Annotated in this window: 22 protein-coding genes and 1 pseudogene; all 23 read left to right on the forward strand. The window is 45.2% G+C overall.

The features are described from left to right. Positions 1 to 3 precede the first annotated feature (3 nt). Complete coding sequence (gene dprA, locus ABNN70_RS10005) at positions 4 to 900, forward strand: DNA-processing protein DprA (protein WP_353947707.1); 897 nt, start codon at positions 4 to 6, stop codon at positions 898 to 900. Positions 901 to 1,048: 148 nt separating this feature from the next. Continuing rightward, complete coding sequence (gene topA, locus ABNN70_RS10010; RefSeq protein WP_353947708.1) at positions 1,049 to 3,136, forward strand: type I DNA topoisomerase; 2,088 nt, start codon at positions 1,049 to 1,051, stop codon at positions 3,134 to 3,136. A 56-nt stretch (positions 3,137 to 3,192) separates the two neighbouring features. Beyond that, positions 3,193 to 4,500 carry an FADH(2)-oxidizing methylenetetrahydrofolate--tRNA-(uracil(54)-C(5))-methyltransferase TrmFO gene (gene trmFO / locus ABNN70_RS10015; RefSeq protein ID WP_353947709.1) on the forward strand — a complete coding sequence of 436 codons (1,308 nt, stop codon included), beginning with the start codon at positions 3,193 to 3,195 and terminating at the stop codon, positions 4,498 to 4,500. A 218-nt stretch (positions 4,501 to 4,718) separates the two neighbouring features. Next, a complete protein-coding gene (gene hslV / locus ABNN70_RS10020; RefSeq protein WP_129929224.1) occupies positions 4,719 to 5,261 on the forward strand; it encodes an ATP-dependent protease subunit HslV in 543 nt (180 codons plus the stop codon). 33 nt (positions 5,262 to 5,294) lie between these two features. After that, positions 5,295 to 6,700, forward strand: a pseudogene (gene hslU / locus ABNN70_RS10025) (ATP-dependent protease ATPase subunit HslU). 34 nt (positions 6,701 to 6,734) lie between these two features. After that, positions 6,735 to 7,511, forward strand: a complete 777-nt coding sequence (codY, locus tag ABNN70_RS10030) for a GTP-sensing pleiotropic transcriptional regulator CodY (RefSeq protein ID WP_129929226.1) — start codon at positions 6,735 to 6,737, stop codon at positions 7,509 to 7,511. A 348-nt stretch (positions 7,512 to 7,859) separates the two neighbouring features. Further along, positions 7,860 to 8,243, forward strand: a complete 384-nt coding sequence (gene flgB / locus ABNN70_RS10035; protein WP_240697277.1) for a flagellar basal body rod protein FlgB — start codon at positions 7,860 to 7,862, stop codon at positions 8,241 to 8,243. Further along, positions 8,243 to 8,692, forward strand: coding sequence for a flagellar basal body rod protein FlgC (flgC, locus tag ABNN70_RS10040; protein ID WP_129929227.1), 450 nt, complete (start codon positions 8,243 to 8,245; stop codon positions 8,690 to 8,692). The genes flgB and flgC overlap by 1 nt, the downstream gene beginning before the upstream one ends. A gap of 2 nt (positions 8,693 to 8,694) precedes the next feature. After that, on the forward strand, positions 8,695 to 8,997 hold the full coding sequence (gene fliE / locus ABNN70_RS10045; protein ID WP_353947710.1) for a flagellar hook-basal body complex protein FliE: 303 nt from the start codon (positions 8,695 to 8,697) through the stop codon (positions 8,995 to 8,997). Positions 8,998 to 9,033: 36 nt separating this feature from the next. Then, positions 9,034 to 10,635 carry a flagellar basal-body MS-ring/collar protein FliF gene (gene fliF, locus ABNN70_RS10050; protein WP_129929229.1) on the forward strand — a complete coding sequence of 534 codons (1,602 nt, stop codon included), beginning with the start codon at positions 9,034 to 9,036 and terminating at the stop codon, positions 10,633 to 10,635. Between the two features lie 15 nt (positions 10,636 to 10,650). Further along, positions 10,651 to 11,667 (forward strand): flagellar motor switch protein FliG, encoded by a 1,017-nt coding sequence (fliG, locus tag ABNN70_RS10055; protein WP_129929230.1) that lies wholly within the window; start codon positions 10,651 to 10,653, stop codon positions 11,665 to 11,667. 1 nt (position 11,668) lies between these two features. Further along, positions 11,669 to 12,421 (forward strand): flagellar assembly protein FliH, encoded by a 753-nt coding sequence (fliH, locus tag ABNN70_RS10060; RefSeq protein ID WP_240697289.1) that lies wholly within the window; start codon positions 11,669 to 11,671, stop codon positions 12,419 to 12,421. Next, positions 12,418 to 13,731: a flagellar protein export ATPase FliI gene (gene fliI, locus ABNN70_RS10065; RefSeq protein WP_129929232.1), complete on the forward strand. Its 1,314-nt coding sequence runs from the start codon at positions 12,418 to 12,420 to the stop codon at positions 13,729 to 13,731. Before fliH ends, fliI begins: the two co-directional genes overlap by 4 nt. Positions 13,732 to 13,733: 2 nt before the next feature. After that, positions 13,734 to 14,192, forward strand: a complete 459-nt coding sequence (gene fliJ / locus ABNN70_RS10070; RefSeq protein WP_129929233.1) for a flagellar export protein FliJ — start codon at positions 13,734 to 13,736, stop codon at positions 14,190 to 14,192. Positions 14,193 to 14,204: 12 nt separating this feature from the next. Further along, the gene (locus tag ABNN70_RS10075; RefSeq protein ID WP_129929234.1) at positions 14,205 to 14,792 is read left to right on the forward strand and encodes a hypothetical protein; all 588 of its coding nucleotides are present in this window, start codon (positions 14,205 to 14,207) and stop codon (positions 14,790 to 14,792) included. A gap of 33 nt (positions 14,793 to 14,825) precedes the next feature. Then, entirely contained in the window at positions 14,826 to 16,739 is a 1,914-nt protein-coding gene (locus ABNN70_RS10080; protein ID WP_353947711.1) for a flagellar hook-length control protein FliK, read from the forward strand. After that, positions 16,740 to 17,195, forward strand: coding sequence for a flagellar hook capping FlgD N-terminal domain-containing protein (locus ABNN70_RS10085; protein WP_353947712.1), 456 nt, complete (start codon positions 16,740 to 16,742; stop codon positions 17,193 to 17,195). Continuing rightward, complete coding sequence (locus ABNN70_RS10090) at positions 17,192 to 17,584, forward strand: TIGR02530 family flagellar biosynthesis protein (RefSeq protein ID WP_129929236.1); 393 nt, start codon at positions 17,192 to 17,194, stop codon at positions 17,582 to 17,584. The genes ABNN70_RS10085 and ABNN70_RS10090 overlap by 4 nt, the downstream gene beginning before the upstream one ends. 75 nt (positions 17,585 to 17,659) lie before the next feature. Beyond that, entirely contained in the window at positions 17,660 to 18,481 is an 822-nt protein-coding gene (locus ABNN70_RS10095; RefSeq protein WP_353947713.1) for a flagellar hook-basal body complex protein, read from the forward strand. 62 nt (positions 18,482 to 18,543) lie between these two features. Next, a complete protein-coding gene (locus ABNN70_RS10100) occupies positions 18,544 to 18,780 on the forward strand; it encodes a flagellar FlbD family protein (protein WP_129929285.1) in 237 nt (78 codons plus the stop codon). Further along, positions 18,759 to 19,193, forward strand: coding sequence for a flagellar basal body-associated FliL family protein (locus ABNN70_RS10105; protein WP_129929238.1), 435 nt, complete (start codon positions 18,759 to 18,761; stop codon positions 19,191 to 19,193). Before ABNN70_RS10100 ends, ABNN70_RS10105 begins: the two co-directional genes overlap by 22 nt. A gap of 27 nt (positions 19,194 to 19,220) precedes the next feature. Further along, positions 19,221 to 20,225 carry a flagellar motor switch protein FliM gene (fliM, locus tag ABNN70_RS10110; protein WP_206184297.1) on the forward strand — a complete coding sequence of 335 codons (1,005 nt, stop codon included), beginning with the start codon at positions 19,221 to 19,223 and terminating at the stop codon, positions 20,223 to 20,225. After that, positions 20,218 to 21,420: a flagellar motor switch phosphatase FliY gene (fliY, locus tag ABNN70_RS10115; RefSeq protein ID WP_353947714.1), complete on the forward strand. Its 1,203-nt coding sequence runs from the start codon at positions 20,218 to 20,220 to the stop codon at positions 21,418 to 21,420. Before fliM ends, fliY begins: the two co-directional genes overlap by 8 nt. Positions 21,421 to 21,462 lie beyond the last annotated feature (42 nt).

Here is a 21,462-nt window from a genome sequence, read left to right on the forward strand (position 1 = left end):
TACATGGATCTACTGACATTAAAGCTTATTCATATTGACCATTGCCGGGGCCTGGGAAGAAAAACAATTCGTGCCTTTTTAAAAATAGATCCGACCCTGCAGTTTCTCGATTGCTGTACAGTGAAAGATCTGACCGAAACTTTTCATATGACCGGCCAGTATGCCGAATTATTTCTAAAAGATTTTCACCTGTTTCAACCTGATAAAACGGCACGTATCTACCTGGATCGCGGGATATCTGTCATTCCAGTGCACAGTCCGATGTATCCGCGTCTGTTGAAGAAGATATATGACCCGCCATTTCTCATCTATGCAAAAGGCAGGGTGGATCTGTTACAGGAGCAGCATATGCTCAGTGTAGTCGGGACGCGACATCCTTCACATGAGGTGGTTCCGGTCATGAAGTGTCTGCTTCATCCGCTCATTGATCGTGGATGGACCATCGTCAGTGGTATGGCTCTGGGTGTAGACGGGATAGCGCATCGTCTGGCAATGAACGGAAAAACGATTGCGGTACTGGGATCCGGCATATGCTGTCCCTATCCGAGACAGCATATGCCGTTGTTTGCAGGCCTTTGTTCCAAACAACTGGTCCTTAGCGAATATCCCCCGTTTTCACCACCGGCACGATGGAGGTTCCCCGAAAGAAACCGTATCATCAGCGGCATGTCTCAGGGTACACTTGTTATCGAAGCCCGGGAAAAGAGTGGCTCATTAATTACGGCAGATCAGGCTCTGGAACAGGGGCGGGAAGTCTTTGCTGTTCCAGGGTCCATCTTAAATGATAACAGTAAGGGGACACACAGATTGATTCAGCAGGGGGCAAAGCTGGTGACAGAAACAGAAGATATTCTTGAAGAACTGCAAAATCTTTCCGGTACCGGCAAACAGGAATTGTAAGACCTGAAATACCGTATTTTACAACCGTATTTTACAATTGAAAAATATTTTTTTTGAATGGAATCTTTTGCTTCAAGTTTGACAAAGCTTACATCAATAATTAATATAAGTGAAGATTTGAATATTATCAGAAAGGGGGAGAAACAACATGAGTGATTACTTAGTTATTGTAGAATCTCCCGCTAAAGCAAAAACCATTAAACGCTATCTTGGATCAAAATATCAGGTGAAAGCATCCATGGGGCATGTCCGTGATTTGCCGAAAAGCCAGATGGGTATTGACGTGACCGATCATTATAAACCGAGATACATTACCATACGCGGTAAGGGTCCTGTGCTGAAAGATCTTAAAAGTGCAGCCCGGAAAGCAAAAAAAGTATATCTTGCAGCGGACCCCGATCGAGAAGGTGAAGCTATTGCCTGGCATCTTGCGCACAGTCTTGACATTGATGATCGGTCGGACTGCAGGGTCGTATTTAATGAAATTACAAAACCGGCGATTAAAAAAGCCTTTAAGCAGCCAAGAAAAATTAATATGAATCTGGTCGACGCGCAGCAGGCACGTCGCGTATTAGACAGGCTGGTGGGGTACAATATCAGTCCGCTTCTCTGGAAAAAGGTGAAGAAAGGTCTGAGTGCCGGTCGTGTTCAGTCGGTTGCGCTGCGAATGATTGTGGAACGTGAAAAAGAAATTAAAGCTTTTGTTCCTGAAGAATACTGGTCGATCACTGGGCGGTTTCGAACAGGTGAAGAAACGTTCACCGCTGATTTCTTTGGCCTTGATGGTCACAAACACGCTTTAAAGAAAAAAGAGGACGTGGAAGAAGTCCTTTCAAAACTGAAAAATGATCAGTTTTCAGTCACGAATGTTCAAAAAAAGGAACGACTCAGATTTCCAATTGCGCCTTTCACGACGTCCTCTCTTCAGCAGGAAGCGGCACGGAAATTGAACTTCCGTGCCCGAAAAACGATGATGATCGCTCAGCAGCTCTATGAAGGTATTGCCCTTGGAAGACAGGGGAACGTCGGACTGATTACGTATATGAGAACAGACTCAACCCGCATCTCTGATGTCGCGAAATCAGAGGCCAAAGAATTCATAGTGCAGCATTATGGTGAAAAGTATATCAGTAATTTACATGCCAGAAGAAAGAAGTCCGAGAATGTTCAGGATGCTCACGAGGGCGTCCGGCCTACGTCGGTACTCAGGCAGCCGGGTGAAATGAAGGAATTTTTGAGCCGTGATCAGTTCAGATTATATAAGCTGATCTGGGAACGCTTTGTGGCCAGTCAGATGGCACCTGCTGTCCTGGATACGGTACGGGCCGATCTGGAGCAGAATGGTGTAACCTATCGCGCCACAGGGTCAAAAGTGAAGTTCCAGGGGTTTATGAAAGTATATATTGAGAGCAGTGACGATAAGAAAAAAAATGAAAAAGAATCAAAATCCAATCGCTTTCTGCCGGAACTCAAAGATGGGATGACGGTTGTTAAAGAAAATAATGAGCCAAAACAGCATTTTACTCAGCCGCCTCCGCGCTATTCTGAAGCCTCACTTGTACGCAAGATGGAAGAAATCGGGATTGGCAGACCGTCAACCTATGCACCAACGATTGACACGATTCAGAGACGTAACTATGTGACGATGGAGGCCAAACGCTTTGTCCCGACAGAACTTGGCCTGATCGTTCTGAAACTGATTGTTGAATTTTTTCCTGAAGTCATTAATATTGATTTTACTGCTCAGATGGAGACCAGTCTGGACGAGGTCGAAGAAGGCAAAAAAAACTGGATTGCAACCGTCGACAGTTTTTATCAGGAATTTTCAAAAAGACTGTCTACCGCTGAAAAAGAAATGCAGTCGGTCACAATCAAAGATGAACCTTCCGGCATTATGTGCGAAAAATGCGGACATGAAATGGTCTATAAAATGGGTCGTTTCGGAAAGTTTCTGGCCTGTTCCAACTTCCCGGCCTGCCGGAACACGAAGCCGATATTAAAAAAGACAGGGGTTACCTGCCCGAAATGCGGCAAAGGTGAAGTCGTCGAGCGCAGAAGTAAAAAAAGGAGAATTTTCTATGGGTGCGACCGTTATCCGGCATGCGATTTTGTATCATGGGATAAGCCGATTCAGAGAAACTGTCCGAAATGCGGATCGTACCTGATTGAAAAAAAATCAAAAAACAGTAAAAGAGTGCAATGTCCAAAATGTGATTATCAGGAAGAAACGCAATAAACGGTATTAGAGCTACGGGGTGACAGGATGGAGCAAAGGAAAGTGAGGGAAAACAGATGACGGAAAGGTCGGTTACCGTGATCGGTGCTGGTCTTGCGGGCAGTGAAGCCGCCTGGCAAATCGCCAGACGAGGTATTCCGGTGACACTTTATGAAATGAGACCGAAGAAATTCACACCGGCCCACCATACGGATCAGTTTGCAGAGCTTGTCTGCACGAATTCTCTGCGCTCCAATTCACTGACCAATGCAGTGGGTATATTAAAGGAAGAAATGCGCAGACTGGATTCGCTGATCATCAAAGCTGCAGATACAGCCAGTGTCCCTGCAGGAGGAGCACTGGCTGTTGACCGCCATGATTTTTCAGCAAAGGTCACAGAAACACTTAAAAATATGCCATTAATCCGCGTGGTGCATGAAGATGTGACCACCCTTCCCGATGGGATTACTGTTGTCGCGACAGGGCCGCTCACATCTGATGGTTTATCCCGGTCGCTGAAAAAAATGACCGGTGAAGATTATCTTTATTTTTATGATGCCGCAGCGCCGATCATCTCGGCAGAAAGTATTGATCGCAGCCGTGTATACTTAAAATCGCGTTATGATAAGGGCGAAGCAGCGTATTTAAATTGTCCGATGACAAAAGAGGAATTTTATCGTTTTTACGATGCACTGATTCACGCTGAGACGGCCCCTGTAAAAGCTTTTGAAAAAGAACACTATTTTAACGGCTGTATGCCGGTTGAAATTATGGCCAGACAGGGGGCAAAAACGTTACTGTTCGGACCACTGAAACCTGTTGGACTGGAGCATCCGGAAACGGGAGAAAGGCCCTACGCCGTTGTTCAGCTCAGACAGGATAATTCAGCCGGGACCCTCTTTAATATGGTTGGTTTTCAAACCCATTTGAAATGGGGGGCACAGAAAGAAGTCTTTCGTCTGATACCCGGTCTGGAACGGGCGGAGATTGTCCGTTATGGTGTGATGCACCGAAATACCTTTCTCAATTCTCCTGAGCTGCTCAGACCGACCTATCAGACCAGAGTAAGGGAGAATCTGTTCTTTGCCGGACAAATGACCGGAGTTGAAGGCTATGTTGAATCAGCTGCCTCCGGATTGATTGCCGGAATCAATGCTGCACGTTATTTTTCAGAAAAATCATGTCTTGTCTTTTCTGAGGAGTCGATTATCGGCAGTATGGCGCATTATATTACATCGGCTGATCCAAAGCACTTTCAGCCGATGAATGCCAACTTTGGTCTGTTGCCGCCCTTACAGGAGCGAGTAAAGGATAAAAAAGAGCGGGCAGCCGACTATGCGACGCGGGCTCTGAATACAATTCAGAATCTTGTTATAAAACTGTAAATTGTGTTGCTTATTCTGATAACATGTGCTACCATGTAATGGCAGGAAGCCGTGTGTTCAGATCTTCCTATTATAAATGATTGATCGACACGCTCGTTAATCATTATCATATATAGATTTGAAACAATGATTCACAAATAGCCTTAATTCGGGGCTTTTTCACGCATTTGTGGAAAGGGCTTTCGAGCTTGATACATCGCTGAAGAGGGAGGTTGATTATGGGCGTCTTCCACGCTACCACGATATTTGCCATTCGACATAAAGGCCACAGTGCGATGGCAGGTGACGGGCAGGTCACGCTGGGCCAGTCGGTCATTATGAAGACGTCGGCTCGAAAAGTCCGCAGACTCTTCCATGGCCGGGTCATTTCCGGCTTTGCCGGTTCGGTTGCCGATGCTTTCACCCTGTTTGAAAAATTTGAAGGCCGCCTGGAAGAGTATAACGGCAATCTTCAGCGCTCTGCAGTTGAACTGGCAAAGGAATGGCGGGGAGATAAAATGCTTCGCCAGCTGGAAGCCATGCTGATTGTGATGGACCGGGATAATCTCTTGCTTGTCTCAGGAACAGGAGAAGTGATCGAACCGGATGACGGGATGCTAGCCATCGGGTCAGGCGGAAATTATGCACTTGCTGCCGGCAGAGCACTTAAAAGCTGGGGATCGCCTGAACTGACCGCAAGGGACATTGCTGTGAGAGCTCTGAATATCGCCAGTGGAATCTGCGTCTATACCAATGATCACATTATTGTTGAGGAACTGTGATCCCTATAAATTCGAGCAGTGTGAGGTGTAAAAATGGCGGCTTCACTTACTCCCAGGCAAATTGTTGAACAATTGGATCGATTCATAATTGGTCAGAAAGAGGCCAAAAGATCTGTGGCTATTGCTCTGCGTAATCGCTATCGACGGAGTCTGCTTGATAAAAAAGTTCGTGAAGAGATTGTTCCGAAAAATATTCTGCTGATTGGGCCGACTGGCGTCGGGAAAACCGAGATTGCCCGGAGAATGGCAAAGATTGTGCATGCTCCCTTTGTCAAATTTGAGGCGACTAAATTTACAGAAATCGGTTATGTGGGCCGCGATGTTGAATCCATGGTCCGTGATTTGGTTGAGACATCTGTCAGAATGGTCAAAGAAGAACAGATGCAGCAGGTAGAATCAAAAGCAGCTGTTTTGGCAGAGAAAAAACTGGTTAACCTGCTTGTACCGGGTGATAAAAAAGAGGATCAGGCAAAAAATCCTTTTGAATTACTTTTCGGGAACCAGAACAGCCAGAACGCGGGCAGGACCGGAAAACGGACGACGATGTGGATTCTTCCATTCGGAGTAAGCGCCAGCAAACGGAAAAACTGCTGCAACTTGGTGAGCTGGAAGATCATGTCGTGACCATCGAAGTGGAAGAACAGACAAAAAATCAATTGATTCATTTGTTTCAGGACAGCGGTATGGAGCAAATTGGGTCAAATCTGCAGAATCTTCTGGGGAATCTCAGCCCTGGAAAAACAAAGAAGCGCAGGGTGAAAGTCAGTGATGCAAGAAAATTGCTGACACGTGAAGAAGCAAGAAACCTGATCGATATGGATCAGGTGATAAGTGACGCTGTCGTACGGGCAGAACAGTCAGGGATCATATTCATCGATGAGATTGATAAGATCACAGGTAAAGACGGGCAATCCGGAGAAATATCCAGAGAAGGAGTACAAAGAGATATTCTGCCCATCGTTGAAGGGTCAACGGTGATGACAAAATATGGACCTGTAAAAACAGATTATGTGCTGTTTATTGCCGCCGGAGCTTTTCACCTGTCCAGACCTTCTGATCTGATCCCTGAACTTCAGGGACGGTTCCCCATTCGGGTTGAGTTAAAGAGTCTGTCTATTGAGGATTTTATGAAGATTCTGGTACAGCCGAACAATGCCCTGATTAAACAGTATCAGGCACTGCTTCAGACAGAAGGTATATCTGTTCAATTTTCTGGCGAGGCTATCCATAAATTGGCAAGGATTGCATATACAGTCAATCAGGAAACGGATAATATTGGTGCCAGAAGATTACATACGATACTGGAAAAACTTCTGGAGGATCTATCTTTTGAAGCACCGGATATTTCACTCAAAGAAGTCATGATTACGCCGGAGTATGTGGATGAAAAACTGTCAAAGATTGTTAAAAACAGAGATCTCAGTCAATTTATTTTATAAATTAATTTAACTGTACATTCAGGAGGAATAGATGATGACCTTATTGGAGAAAACAAGAAAAATTAATCACCTGTTGCAGGGAACTAAAACACAGGTGGACTTCAACGAAATGGCAAAGACCCTGCGGGATGTCATTCAGACCAATACATTTGTTGTCAGCAGGCGCGGGAAGATTCTTGGATTATCATTGAAACTTGAATTTGAGAATGAACGGATCAGGAAGATGTTTGAAAGCAGGCAATTTCCCGAGACCTACACGAGAAATCTGTTCAGTGTGATGCAGACTTCCCCTAATCTGGATATAAACAGTGAGTTCAGTATATTTCCGGATGAAAATAAAGATTTGTTTGTTAATGGTTTAACGACCGTTGTTCCAATTGTCGGAGGAGGGGAACGGTTAGGTACACTGATCCTGTCCCGACTGAATGAAACGTTTACAGATGAAGATCTGATTCTTGCGGAATATGGCGCGACCGTAGTCGGTATGGAGATTCTTCGTGAGAAAACCGACGAGGTTGAGGAAGAAGCGCGCGAGAAAGCGATCGTTCAAATGGCAATCGGTTCTCTTTCATACAGTGAACTGGAAGCGATAGAACATATTTTTGAAGAACTTGATGGCAAAGAGGGTCTGCTTGTTGCAAGCAAAATAGCGGATCGCGTAGGTATTACACGTTCTGTGATTGTTAACGCGCTCAGGAAACTGGAAAGTGCAGGTGTTATTGAATCCAGATCACTGGGAATGAAAGGGACATACATCAAAGTGCTTAATGATAAGTTTTTGGTTGAACTCAATCGTATTAAAGGCGAATAAGTCCAGATATACTTCAGGCTCCGGGTGATCGTTCTTTCACCCGGAGCTTTATTATTTTGTTGAAAAAAATTCAAAATAAAATAGATCATAAGAAATGATACATTTTAAATGGATTTTCTCCTCAATTTTCTTTTGGCTTATTCAGCCAGAGGCAGAGTATATCCGAAAATAATAAATACAGCGTTTACATATTGATTGACTTTCTCAATTATCCCCAAAATATGAAACTAAAGACTCACGCCTATGGTACCAGGATAGTTAAATTTTGTCGAGAATTGCAGATATTTGTAGACATTAAGTCGAAAATTGATAAAATGAATATATTGGTATTTGGAAAGGTCGTGTGAAATGATGTTCAATGATTACCCGATAAATACGATTCAGCTGGCCATGAACAGATCTTTTGCGCAGCAGAATCTCATTGCACAGAACATTGCCAATGTTGATACACCCGGCTACAAAGCAAAAAAAGTGGCGTTTGATTCGCTGCTAGGCGACCAACTTCAGGCATATCGAACCCGTCCGGGGCACATATCTTTTTCCGGTTCAGATCCGAAGGGATATCATACAGAAATGGATACATATGGTACGATACAGGATAACGGCAATAATGTAGATATCGATCATGAGATGTCAGAACTTGCCAGAAACCAGCTGCTTTATCAGACACTTTCACAGTCAGCGGCTGATCAATTTAAAAAATTCAATATTGTACTGGGAGGCAATGCGTAATGGGTATGTTCAGCAGTATGGATGTCGCCGCATCCGGGTTAACGGCCCAGCGATTTCGTATGGACACTGTTTCCTCAAATATTGCCAATGCGGATACGACACGTGAACGGTTGGTTAACGGAGTATGGCAGCCTTACAGACGTAAAATGGTACATATTAAAACCATCGATTCTTCTTTTCAATCCGCATTCCGACAGGCTCTGGGATCTTCTGCCGGTGGAGTAGAAGTTTCTCATGTTACGGAAGACCCGTCACCTTTTCCCCAGAAGTATGATCCGGCTGATCCGGATGCGGACGCAAACGGCTTTGTCAGACAGCCCAATGTTGATCCTCTGAGAGAAATGGTGGATCTGATGGAGGCAAACCGTTCTTATGATGCGGGTGTAACGGTCATGAATGCAAGTAAGAGCATGCTGTCCAGAGCTTTGGATATCGGGAGGCAGGGATAATCATGGAAATCACACCGGTAAATCTGGTAAACTCTGCTGAGAAAGCTGCAGCTTCTAAGCCGAACAGTGCCGCTTCTTTTCAACAATCATTTGCCTCCTCTCTGAAAGATGCTCTGAATTCAGTCAATGAATCCGAGCAGACAGCAAATCATATGGTGACAGATCTGGCAAGGGGTGCGGGTACGGAAGACTTACATACAGTAATGATTGCGATGCAGAAAGCAGATATTCTGCTACGGACGACTGTTCAGGTCCGCGACCGGGTGATCGGCGCCTATCAGGAAATCATGAGAATGCAAATTTAACGACGATCACGCAGCTCTTTACGGGGGACTTGACGGATGAAGGAGAAATTTTATTCTGCAGTCGGACGCATAAAAAAATTCTGGACCGGCTTGTCCAGAAAAAGAAAGATATGGATAATTGGCCTGTCGTCGGCTGTACTAATAGCGGTCATCCTGACCTTTTTAATAGGAAATGTAAAACATTATACGCCACTCTACAGTAATTTGTCTGAAAGCGAAGCCGGCCAGATAAAAGATACGCTTGACAGCAAGAGCATCCCCTATAAGCTTTCTGAAGGCGGGACAACGATCAGCGTTCCGCGTGATCAGGTGGATCAGCTGAAAGTTGAACTTGCCGCTCAGGGCATACCTAAATCCGGCCAGATTGATTATTCTTTTTTTGGTCAGAATGCAGGCTTTGGCATGACGGATAAACAATTTGATGTACTTCAGAGAGCTGCCATGCAAACCGAGCTGGGTAATCTGATTTCCGGAACGAAGGGCGTTAAATCGGCGAAGGTGATGATTACACTGCCTCAGAATTCTGTCTGGCTGACGGACAATAAAGATGAGAACCAGTCTTCGGCTTCTATTGTACTCAATGTAGATCCCGGTTATCAGCTGAGCAGTGAGCAGGTTAACGGGCTGTACCATCTTGTTTCAAAAAGTGTGCCTCATCTTCCTGTCAGTAATATCGTCATTATGGACCAGTATTATAACTATTATGACCAGAAAAATGCTGATTCAGCCGGTCATTCGACTCTTTCTACATATGAAGAGCAACAGCAGATTACAAGGGACATTCAAAATAATATTCAGCGCAGAGTAAGTCAGATGCTAACGATGATGATGGGACAGGGAAAGGTCCTGGTGAACGTCACGGCCGATGTCGATTTCACGCAGACAAAAGAAAAACAGGATCTGGTTGAACCGGTGGATCGGCAGACCATGGAAGGCCTTCAGACGAGTACGGAACACATTACTGAGACCTATACCGGTCAGGGAGCCGCCGGTCAGGCCGGTACCGGTACAAATGATGTCCCTACCTATCAGGCAGGCGATAATGGGAACGGCACTTATCAAAGAGTAGAAGACCGGGTGAACAATGAATTCAACCGAATTCACCGGGATGTTGTCAGCAGTCCCTATAAGGTTATAGATCTGGGTATCCAGGTCATGATTGAGCCGCCTCAGCCGGAAAATGATAATTCATTACCTCAGCAGCGCGTAAACGATGTGAAACAGATTTTGAATTCTATTGTACAAACGTCTATTTCAGATGCACAGGGACAGGAAATTCCGGCAAATCTTGTGAATCAAAAGACCTACGTATCGGTTGGACAGCTCAATGGACAGGCACCCGCTCAGGAACCTCGCGGACCTGTATTATGGCCGTATATCTTGGGCGGTGTGCTGGCAGTCGCAGCCGGCCTGATTGTATGGATGCTCATCAGGCGGAGAAAACGCGTTTCGGCGCGAGTGGAACAAGAAGAAGCTGCTCTCCGGAACATTCCTTCTGATCAGCCTGAGGAATCTGATTCTTCCATAGACGAGGAAAATCCTGATCAAAAGAAATATAACGCATTAGAACAGATGGCAAGGCAACGCCCGGAACAGTTTGTTAAATTATTAAGAAGCTGGCTGTCTGATGATCGATGAAAGGGGGTAAGCAGAGTGGCAGAACGAAGAAATAAGCTTTCCGGCAGACATAAGGCAGCAATATTAATGATTGCCCTCGGGACCGAAGTTTCAGCGAATGTTTTCAAGCATCTGACGGAGCAGGAAATCGAAGATCTGACACTGGAAATTTCCAATGCGCATAAGGTGGCTCCGGAACAAAGAAAACAGATCGTCGACGAGTTCTTTCAGACAGCGAGGGCCCAGGAGTACATCTCACAGGGGGGAATTGGCTATGCCAAACAGATCCTCGAAAAAGCGCTTGGAACCGATCAGGCGAATAAAGTGATACAGCGACTGACATCAACGCTGCAGGTTCGTCCGTTCGACTTTATGAGGAAAAGTGATCCTCAGCAAATTTTGAATTTTATTCAGAATGAGCACCCTCAGACGATTGCTCTGGTCCTGTCTTATCTGGAACCTGATCAGGCGGCTTCTGTCCTCTCTGCACTTCCTGAGGACAGTCAGGCTGATATTGCGATGAGAATAGCACAGATGGATCGCACATCACCGGAGATCATTTCTCTGGTTGAGCGTATTCTTGAGAAAAAAGTATCCAATACGTCAGTCAATCAGGATTACACTCAGACCGGCGGTGTGGCCTCGATCGTCAATGTACTTAACGGCGTTGACAGATCAACAGAAAAAAATATTTTAGATCAGCTTGAACAGCTGGATCCTGATCTTGCTGAAGAAATTAAAAAGCGGATGTTTGTTTTTGAAGACATTATTATTCTTGATGATCGGGCAATCCAGCGCGTCATCAGGGAGAGTGAAAATGAGGATTTAATCCTCGCTATGCGTACTGCCAGCGATGAAGTGAAAGACCTGATTTTTCACAATATGTCCGATCGAATGGCTGCAAGCTTTAAAGAAGAAATGGAATATATGGGCCCGGTCAGACTGCATGATGTCGAAGAAGCCCAGACGCGAATTGTGAATACAATCAGAAGACTGGAGGATGCAGGAGAAATCGTCATCGCCAGAGGAAAAGGGGATGATGTCATTGTCTAATGTGATTAAATCACCTGAGTCCGGCAATAAGAAGAAAGTGATCCGGGTGAATCAGGTGATTGACCCGCTCTGGGATATGACCTATGAAAAGACGGATCCTGAATCGCCGGAAAAGCAGCTCGCTGAGAAAACAGCAGATGCGAAACGCAGAGCTGAACAAATGATTGCTGATGCAGAAAACAGAAAAAAACAGTTTGAAATCTGGCAGGAGAAAGCCAGTGCCAAAGCGGCAAAGGAAAGAGAGACGGCTTATCATCAGAAGGAAAAGGAAGGCTATGATGCAGGTTTAAAGCGGGGGATGCGTGAAAGTCAGAAAATATATGCGGAGAAAATTGCTCAGGCGAATGCACTTATTGATCAGGCACATGAGTCAGGCCGGCGTTATCTGAAAGAAGCGGAACCGGAGATACTGAAACTTTCAATGGCGATAGCTGAAAAAATAATAGGCACTTCTGTAGCCCTTGATGAAGATAAATGGTTTTCCCTTGTTACGAAAGCTGTGAAAGAGGTCAGAGATCAGAAAACAATAAAAATTATGGTATCTCCTGCTCATTTTGAATCGATCAACAGGCACAGAAGAATACTTGATGATATGGTCCGGGATGCAGAAGTATTCATTTATGCAGATGGCGATCTTCCGGAAAACGGATGCGCGATTGAAACCTCTTTTGGAAAAATTGATGCAGGTGTCGACAGTCAGTTGCAGGTGATCAGGGAAAAATTATCTGAGCTGATGGAGGAGGACGGGCAATGAATACGCAAAGGCTGATCCGTGAACTTTCGGCGATGGACAGTTATCGGCGCTTCGGCAAAATTACCCGCGTTGTGGGGCTTCTGATTGAATCAAAGGGTCCGGAAGCATCAGTCGGTGATGTATGTATGATTCATATAAAAAACCGCCGGCGTATTACAGCCGAAGTTGTTGGGTTTCATGAGGAAAATATCCTGCTTATGCCCTATTCCACTGTCGCCCATATCTCTCCGGGCTGTCTGGTTGAGGCCACAGGGCATCCACTTGAAATCAAAGTCAGTAAGCAATTGATCGGGCATGTTTGCGACAGTCTGGGAACGCCGATGGATCCTGTACAGTTTACAGAACCTTTTGATCTGGTCTCTACCAGCCGGACGCCACCGGATCCGCTCAGACGGCCAAGAATCAAAGAACCGATTGAACTGGGTATTCGTTCCATAAACGGTCTGCTTACAGTAGGTAAAGGACAGCGCGTAGGCATTTTTTCAGGAAGCGGTGTCGGAAAAAGCACATTGATGGGTATGATCGCGCGGAATACATCTGCGGATTTGAACGTGATCGCCCTGATCGGAGAGCGGGGGCGCGAAGTCAGGGAATTTCTTGAAAAAGATTTAGGGGCAGAAGGAATGGCTCATACGATTGTGATTGTTGCAACGAGTGATCAGCCGGCATTAATGCGCATAAAGGGTGCCTTAACTGCAACATCTGTTGCCGAGTATTTCAGATCAAGGGGCAAAGATGTCCTCCTGATGATGGACTCACTGACACGTGTTGCCATGAGTCAGAGAGAGATCGGACTTGCAGTAGGGGAACCGCCCACAACGAAAGGCTATCCGCCATCTGTATTTGCCATGCTGCCTAAACTGCTGGAGCGGACAGGAACCGACGAGAAGGGAACCATTACCGCTTTTTATACCGTTCTGGTCGATGGCGATGATCTTGATGAACCCATATCAGATACGGCCAGAGGAATACTCGACGGCCATATCGTACTGGACAGGAAACTGGCACAGAAAGGGCAGTATCCGGCAATTAATGTGTTAAAAAGTGTCAGTCGTGTGATGAATGATATCATACCTGATGACCATCAGAAAGCAGCTTCACATTTCAGGGCCCTGCTCTCACAATACATAGAATCAGAAGATTTAATCAATATAGGGGCTTATAAACAGGGCAGCTCAACGGTAATCGATGAAGCGATTAAATACCATCCCGGAATGATTGAGTATCTGGCGCAAAAACAGGAGGAAAGAGTCACGCTCTCAGAATCCGCAGATCAGCTGCATGCTCTTTTTGGAAAGGAGTCTGGTTAATCATGGCGTTTGATTTCAGACTGGCACGTGTTCTGGAACTTGCAGATAACAAGAAAAAGAATCTTGAGGCTGAGTACCAGACATTGTTCAGGCGATTGGAAGACATGGCAAAAAAACTGATTGATCTGCTTAATCAAAGGGAAAAAAAGCAGCATGTTTTTCAAAACCAGATGCAAAAAGGGACGACTATTGACTCGATTAAAGGCCGGTTATCTGATACGGCAATTCTGGATCAGCTGATCGCAGAAGAAACACGTCAATATGATCGACTGAAGCAGCAGATGGAAGCCTATCAGGCTGACCTGCTGGAAAAATCCATTGAAGTAAAAAAGTACGAAAAACTAAGAGATAAAAAGTGGCAACACTATCTGGAGAAAAAGAAAAAGATTCAGTTGAAAAGCATGGATGAAATTGCGGCTTCACGTGCGTCGGACAGGATAAATGGTGTAAAAAGGTGGTGAGCAGCGTCGATTATGAAAATCCTGAAAATCGGTCTTGCTGTTCTGGTTCCAGTCATTTTATTAGTGGTTATCGGCGGCTTTCTGCTCAGTCTTTCGGGAGTAGATCCTGTTACGGCAACCAAAAATCTGTTAACGGGTTCCCATAACTCTGAGCAGAGTAATACGGGTCCGGACAGCTCTCAGATGGAAAAAATGAAAAAAACAATATCAGACCAGAATGACACCATCAGACGTCTGCAAAACGATTCACAGAAGAAAAATGATCAGATCGCTCAGCTGAATAATGAACTGAATCAGGCTCAGCATAATGCGGATCAGGAGGGGAGCAGCCAGGGAGAAGCTGCCAGGCGGGCTGTTTATGCACAGACCTACAAAAATATGGACCCGGCCAAAGCATCGGCCATTTTTGAAAAGTTGAAAACAAATCAGGCTGCAGAATACTTAAATATGCTTGATAATAAGACAAAAGCAGCCATTCTGGAAAATATGGCGCCGGACAAGGCGGCGTCACTGACGCCGCTGCTTAAACCGCTTCAGGAACCGGAGCCTTCCTCCGACTCCGGCACAGAAACGACAAACAGCACAGTGCCGAACCCTTAATCCTTGACCAGCCCTTTGAAAGGAGGTGAGAAAATGGACATCAGCCAGTTTCGTATTGAAAACGGAGGCTCTTTTCATAAAGTGGTGAAGAAAAAGAAGACGAAACCTGTATCGCAGCACCCTGTAAATTTTATGAATGTGGTTCAGATGGTCATGGTGGGTCATCCATCCGAAAGGCCGAAAAAATCAGGATATGCAGGCAGGAAAAACACTTCAGAAGCGTTTTCTCATATGGACATCCACTCTTTTCAGGAAAAGAGACCGGGCTCGAAATTCGTGCATACGGACCACACTGAGCAGATTGCTAAGAAGAAGATGAGCCCGCTTGTCGTTGATCAGAGCAATCCATCCGTCAACAGAGTCAGCAGTGAAGGTATTCCGGGAAAAAGCCTGCCGGAAAAAGTTTCATCCCTGTCTGATAAAAAGGTAAAAAATAGTGCTCAGGATCAGTTCTTTCCGGTTAATCAGAAAAGCGGCTGCAGGGCAGATCCAGACAGGCAACCTGTTCAAACCGTAGCCAAAGAAATCAGCCAGATGCCGGTGGGATCAGGCCGGCACGCTGACAAGGTGCACCCTTTTAATACTTCCAATTTATCAGAAAAAGAATCCGGAAGTCATTTTTCACATGATGCTTCTACCCCCCGCACGCAAGCAAAAACTCCGGGGCATTTATTGGGGACGGAATCCGCTGATGTGGATCAGCCCACCGGTCATTCCGAGACCTTTGAGCAAAGCAATCCATCCGTCAACAGATTAATGAATGAGGGTATTCTGGAAAAAAGCTTGTCGGAAAAAGTTTTATCCCTGCATGATAAAAAGATAAAAAATGACGCTCAGGATCGGTTCTTTCCGGTTAATCGGAAAAGCGGCTGCAGGACAGATTCAGACAGGCAGCCTGTTCAAACCGTAGCCAAAGAAATCAGCCAGATGCCGGTGGGATCAGGCCGGCACGCTGACAAGGCGCACCCTTTTAATACTTCCAATTTATCAGAAAAAGAATCCGGAAGTCATTTTTCACATGATGCTTCTGCCCCCCACACGCAAACGAAAACTCCGGGGCATTTACCGGGGCGGATATCTGCTGATCCGGGTCAGCCCACCGGTCATTTTGATACCCGTTTTTCCTTATTATCTGCTCTCACTCAGGTGGGGCAAGAGGGTAAAAAGAGGGATTCCGTAAGCCCTGAGCTCCTGCCGGCCGCTCAGAAAAGAGCAGATGGGACCTTGATGAACTCAGGAATCGTCACAGCCTCACCCCGAAAAGGTGAAGGGACGCAGCAGGATATCCGGCTCCTGCTTCACCGCAACCAGGCAGCAGCACCGGTACACTTGAGCAAAGCCGCTCCGCCCCGGGAAGCCGCTAAGGGATCTGTTCCGGAGGCTTCCGCGTTTGACCAGCCTGTTGCCCTGCGACAGGTGAATCGTATGACGCTGTGGGCGACTTTCAATGAAAACCGGCCCGAGGCGGTAACGGTTTCTGATTTTATTGGACGACAGATTTCTGAACAGCTGGCCAAATGGCTGAAACAGTCATCCTTTCAAATGACTGACAGGAATAATAACCGTTTAACGGTTACTCTTTACCCTGAACAGCTGGGGCAACTGACGATTTCAGTCATTCAAAGTGAGGAGGGGATCATTGCCAGATTGTCAACCCAGACTAAATTTGCTAAGGATATGATTGAATCCGGATTGACCCGGCTGACCGACCAATTATCCCGACAGGGCATACCCGTCAGTCAAATAGATGTTTCACGGCAATGGCAGACGGCGGACAGTAATGATTCAAAACCATGGCCGGATCAGCATGGATATCAGTCCTTTCAGGGGAATGAAAATGATTCAGGTGAAGAAGATCACCGGCAAGAGAATCAGCAATCTGCCCATATACCGGAAAACGCAGAAGACAAACCAGCCTTCATAGACTGGATGACAGGAGGGATATAGTTGGTTTCACCAATAAATTCAATGAATTCCGTTGCATCAGATCAGGTTGCCGGGAGAAAAAATGACACACTCAGTAAGGACGATTTTTTAAAATTGTTTGTTGCACAACTGACTCATCAGGATCCCACTTCACCTTTAGACAGTGGTCAGTTTATTTCTCAGATGGCAGAGTTCACGTCACTGGAACAAACGCAAAATATGGGTCAGGCGATTGATAAATTTGTTGATTCGCAATCGAGTCAGTCATTATCGGATCAGGCGGTAATGATCGGGAAAAGAGTGGCCTGGGAAGAAGATGATGATTCAGGTCAGACACATCTGGAAAATGGAATCATTTCCTCGGTGACTTTAAAGGATGGGGCCGTTTATTATGTTACGCAGACAGGCGAGTCTGTTCATCCCTCTTCAGTGACTGAAATCAGTGAACCTGAGGATGCAGGTGTCTCTGAGTCATGAACAAAATAAGCGATCACGGTCAGCTGCCCTTTATCCATCCAGCCGTTCATTCCCTGTCGACACATAAGTATAAACCCTCAGCTGAGAAGAGCTCATTCAGGTCCGAGCTTGATGCCCGGATACATGATCAGCCTGTAAAAATGAGCAAACATGCACGACAAAGGATGTCGGAGCGTGATATACATTTATCAGCATCTGAATGGAATCAAATCGGGGAAAAGCTGCACGAAGCAGAGCGAATGGGAATAAGAGATTCACTTATTCTGACAAAAGATGTGGCTCTTGTCGTCAATGCACCAAACCACACGGTGATTACAGCTATGGATCTTCAGGAAGCAGGTTCTCATATTTTTACCAATATTAATGGGACAATCATCATTAATCATTAAAATGGCCGGACCATGAACAGGGAGCCAGGACTGTGGAATGACAGAAGCAGTCGATAAAAAAAGGAGGAAATCTATATGTTATTACGTTCATTAGGATCAGGTGTTTCAGGATTGAAAAATTTTCAGACGGCACTTGATGTGATTGGCAACAACATTTCAAATGTCAGTACAGCCGGGTTCAAAAAAGGTCGTGTAAATTTTCAGGATCTGTTCAGTGAACAAACGAAAGGTGCTTCTGCAGTTGGTGGCAATGCCTCTTCCGTCAACGCCGTCCAGGTTGGGCTCGGCTCACAGGCTAGTTCAATTGACAATATTGTGACAGACGGTACGGTCAATCCAACGGGTAATCCTTATGATCTGGCCATTCATGGTGAAGGTTATTTTCTGGTTCAGGATGAAGATGGGAACAGTTATTACACAAGGGCAGGAGACTTTAAACTGAATGTTAATGGGGAACTTGTTAATTCTCAGGGTATGCATGTCAGGGTTATTCAGGGTGGACAGAACCCCAATGGAAATATCGATTTGACTGGTTACACTGAATTTTCGGTTGCTGCCGATGGCACGGTCAGTGCGGTAGGCCCGGGGCCAAACGGGACTGGAGATCAGAACACAGTACAAAATATCGGGAGAATCGCAATCGGTACCTTTTCGAATCCTGCCGGTCTTGAAAAAGTCGGTGACTCGTTATTCAGAGAGACAACGGCATCGGGTCCTGCCAATTATGGAACGGAAGCTCAGGGCACCATCCAGCAAGGGGCCCTGGAAGGTTCCAATGTCGATCTGACAAACGAAATGACCGGACTGATTGAAGCACAGCGGGCGTATCAGGCCAATGCCCGTACGATTACGACGGCTGATCAGATTCTTCAGGAACTGGTTCAGCTGAAGAGATAATGTAAGGACAGGATCTGTCAGGAAACATTTCTGAACGGGCATGCGGGTGGGTGAACGATCGAATGATCCATTTAACGAAATTTAACGGACAGACTTTTATCTTAAATGCTTTTCTTATTGAACAGATAGAATCATTGCCTGACACAACAATCACATTAACTTCCGGGAAAAAACTTGTGGTCAGGGAAGGGGCGGAAGAAGTCAGCAGAAAAGTCACTCTTTTCCTGAAACAGATGTCCTGGTTGCAGGCTGTGCACGCGGAAGAAGGTGTACTTAAATGTTCAAAAGCAAAGGAATGAACATCCTGTTTATTATTATGTTGCTTGTCATTGTTTCTACTGCGACGATATTTTTCATTATGTCGAATCAGGCAGGGGCCCGGCAGGATGTGGTCAACCCCGATATCAATCAGATTGTTAAGAATCTGACGGTGGAGACAGGTGAGGTGACAACGAATCTAAAAGATGATCACTTCATTAAAGTAAATTTTAATATCCAGGTATCGAATAAAGAGGCAAAAGATGAACTGACAAAGCGGCTATTTCAGGTCAAGAACGCCGTGATTTATATCCTGTCAGGAATGACTCCAAATGATCTTGAGGATCAGAAGGGCATTGCGAACCTCGAAAAGTTAATTCAGTCCCGTGTGAATGACTTTTTACAGAATGGTCACGTGACTCATGTCTATACGACTGAAAAAATTGTCCAGTAAGCCGTTTCTATTGGTTGAAGTAAGGTGATGAACTTGGCAGATATATTGTCCCAATCTGAAATTGATGCACTGCTTTCAGCACTGTCCACAGGCGAAATGAGTGCGGATGAATTAAAAAAGGAAGAGAGTCAGCCCAAAATCAGAGTATATGATTTTAAACGGGCCTTACGTTTTTCCAAAGACCAGATTCGCAGTCTGACCAGAATCCATGAGAATTATGCAAGATTACTGACTTCCTTTTTTTCTGCACAGCTCAGGACATATGTTCAGATATCGGTTGCGTCGGTTGATCAGCTTCCTTATGAGGAGTTTATCCGTTCTATACCGTCTATGACGGTACTGAATATACTTGAAGCACCTCCACTGGAAGGTCATCTGATCGTGGAGATCAATCCGAATATTGCTTATGCGATGCTGGACCGGTTGCTTGGTGGTGCAGGACGAAGTATGAATAAAATTGAAAATCTGACAGAAATTGAAACGGATTTGATGAGGAATTTATTTAAAAAGGCACTGACGTCATTTAAAGAGGCCTGGTCCTCGGTTGATCCGAACATGCAGCCCAATTATCTGGAACTCGAGACAAATCCTCAGTTTCTGCAGCTTGTTTCACCTAATGAAACGGTCATTGTTATTTCACTTTCAGCCGTTATCGGAAAATCAAGCGGGATGATTAATATTTGCCTGCCACATGTCGTGCTTGAACCCGTTCTTCCAAAATTATCCATGCATTACTGGATGAATGAGAAAAAGAATGAGGTATCAGAGGAGGAAGTCAGAGCCCTGCGCAACCGTGTGGAACATTCTCCGCTGGAAGTCAGTGTGTTACTTGGGAAATCACAGATCACATTAGATGAACTGATGCATCTTGAAAATGGTGACGTCATCAGACTGGATGCTGCGACCAGCCGGCCTGTTCGCGTTGATATCAGCGGTGTGCCCAAATTTTATGCTCAGCCGGGCACGAAAAACAAGAAAATGGCTGTACAAATTATAAAAAAAATAGAAGAGGGGGATAAAGGCGATGAGTGATGGTGATGGACAGCTTTCACAGGAAGAAATTGATGCCCTGATTGGAAAAAGTCAGTCTGCATCAGAATCTGAAAAGCATACTGACGGCAGGCTTCATTATTCAAAGAAAGACGATATGTCGGAGCTTGAAGAAGATGTGCTGGGCGAAATAGGCAATATTTCTTTCGGCAGCGCAGCCACAGCTTTATCAACCATTCTGAATCAAAAAGTTGAGATTACGACCCCGGAAGTCCGTGTGGTTAACAGAAATAACCTGGCAAACGAGTTTCCTGTACCACACGTGTCCGTTCTGGTCAATTATACAAAAGGATTTCAGGGATCCTGCCTGCTTGTCATTAAGACGAGTGACGCCAGTGTCATTGCTAATCTGATGATGGGCGGGGATGGGAAAAATCCCGGTACCCGGATCAGTGACATGGAAATGAGTGCGGTTCAGGAAGCCATGAATCAAATGATGGGGTCTTCTTCAACTGCGATGTCAACTGTTTTCAACAGAAGGATTGACATTTCTCCGCCGGAATTGACTCTGATGGATGTGAAAACAAAACAGGGTATTGAATTTATCCCTAAAGATGAAGTGATGTTTGAAATTTCTTTTAAACTGACAATCGGCAATTTAGTAGATTCACATATCATGCAGCTGGTTCCTGTTCAATTTGGAAAACATCTGGTCAGTGTATTGATTGATGAGGACAGTAAGTCGGAGACAGACCAGCCGGTTGAGCAACAAAGTCAATCTGCACATCATCCGGCGGCCGAATTGCAGAAAACACCAGATAAAGAAAAAGTGACTGATTCTTCCCGACAGGAAACGAATCATGCACCATCAATGAAAAATGAGAGTAAGGAATCAAAGCATGTTATCGCTCATGCCGATGTTCATCCTGCAGCGTTCAGTGAATTAGACGACAACTCAAAAGATGCTGCAAGAAATAAACCACGTAATTTGAACTTATTGATGGATATTCCGCTGGACGTCAGTGTGGAACTTGGGCGCACTCAGAAAACCGTTAAGGAAGTTCTCGAACTTGGACCAGGATCTGTTATTGAGCTGGATAAACTGGCGGGTGAAGCCATTGATATTCTTGTTAATCAAAAACATATTGCCAGGGGTGAGGTTGTCGTTGTGGATGAAAACTTCGGCATTCGAATTACTGAAATCCTGGATCATTATGAGCGTATCAAGAACATGTAACAGCAAAGAGAATGGTCCGGATGAGATCAACTTTTTCATGAA

Origin of the sequence: Sporolactobacillus sp. Y61 (assembly GCF_040529185.1) — a bacterium.
Taxonomy (GTDB): Bacteria; Bacillota; Bacilli; order Bacillales; family Sporolactobacillaceae; genus Sporolactobacillus.

What these genes read in the sequence shown, in the direction of transcription:
- dprA (WP_353947707.1), top strand. Translation starts at nt 4, where the DNA reads ATGGATCTACTGACATTAAAGCTTATTCATATTGACCATTGCCGGGGC.
- topA (WP_353947708.1), top strand. Translation starts at nt 1,049, where the DNA reads ATGAGTGATTACTTAGTTATTGTAGAATCTCCCGCTAAAGCAAAAACC.
- trmFO (WP_353947709.1), top strand. Translation starts at nt 3,193, where the DNA reads ATGACGGAAAGGTCGGTTACCGTGATCGGTGCTGGTCTTGCGGGCAGT.
- hslV (WP_129929224.1), top strand. Translation starts at nt 4,719, where the DNA reads ATGGGCGTCTTCCACGCTACCACGATATTTGCCATTCGACATAAAGGC.
- codY (WP_129929226.1), top strand. Translation starts at nt 6,735, where the DNA reads ATGACCTTATTGGAGAAAACAAGAAAAATTAATCACCTGTTGCAGGGA.
- flgB (WP_240697277.1), top strand. Translation starts at nt 7,860, where the DNA reads ATGATGTTCAATGATTACCCGATAAATACGATTCAGCTGGCCATGAAC.
- flgC (WP_129929227.1), top strand. Translation starts at nt 8,243, where the DNA reads ATGGGTATGTTCAGCAGTATGGATGTCGCCGCATCCGGGTTAACGGCC.
- fliE (WP_353947710.1), top strand. Translation starts at nt 8,695, where the DNA reads ATGGAAATCACACCGGTAAATCTGGTAAACTCTGCTGAGAAAGCTGCA.
- fliF (WP_129929229.1), top strand. Translation starts at nt 9,034, where the DNA reads ATGAAGGAGAAATTTTATTCTGCAGTCGGACGCATAAAAAAATTCTGG.
- fliI (WP_129929232.1), top strand. Translation starts at nt 12,418, where the DNA reads ATGAATACGCAAAGGCTGATCCGTGAACTTTCGGCGATGGACAGTTAT.
- fliJ (WP_129929233.1), top strand. Translation starts at nt 13,734, where the DNA reads ATGGCGTTTGATTTCAGACTGGCACGTGTTCTGGAACTTGCAGATAAC.
- ABNN70_RS10075 (WP_129929234.1), top strand. Translation starts at nt 14,205, where the DNA reads ATGAAAATCCTGAAAATCGGTCTTGCTGTTCTGGTTCCAGTCATTTTA.
- ABNN70_RS10080 (WP_353947711.1), top strand. Translation starts at nt 14,826, where the DNA reads ATGGACATCAGCCAGTTTCGTATTGAAAACGGAGGCTCTTTTCATAAA.
- ABNN70_RS10090 (WP_129929236.1), top strand. Translation starts at nt 17,192, where the DNA reads ATGAACAAAATAAGCGATCACGGTCAGCTGCCCTTTATCCATCCAGCC.
- ABNN70_RS10095 (WP_353947713.1), top strand. Translation starts at nt 17,660, where the DNA reads ATGTTATTACGTTCATTAGGATCAGGTGTTTCAGGATTGAAAAATTTT.
- ABNN70_RS10100 (WP_129929285.1), top strand. Translation starts at nt 18,544, where the DNA reads ATGATCCATTTAACGAAATTTAACGGACAGACTTTTATCTTAAATGCT.
- ABNN70_RS10105 (WP_129929238.1), top strand. Translation starts at nt 18,759, where the DNA reads ATGTTCAAAAGCAAAGGAATGAACATCCTGTTTATTATTATGTTGCTT.
- fliM (WP_206184297.1), top strand. Translation starts at nt 19,221, where the DNA reads ATGAACTTGGCAGATATATTGTCCCAATCTGAAATTGATGCACTGCTT.
- fliY (WP_353947714.1), top strand. Translation starts at nt 20,218, where the DNA reads ATGAGTGATGGTGATGGACAGCTTTCACAGGAAGAAATTGATGCCCTG.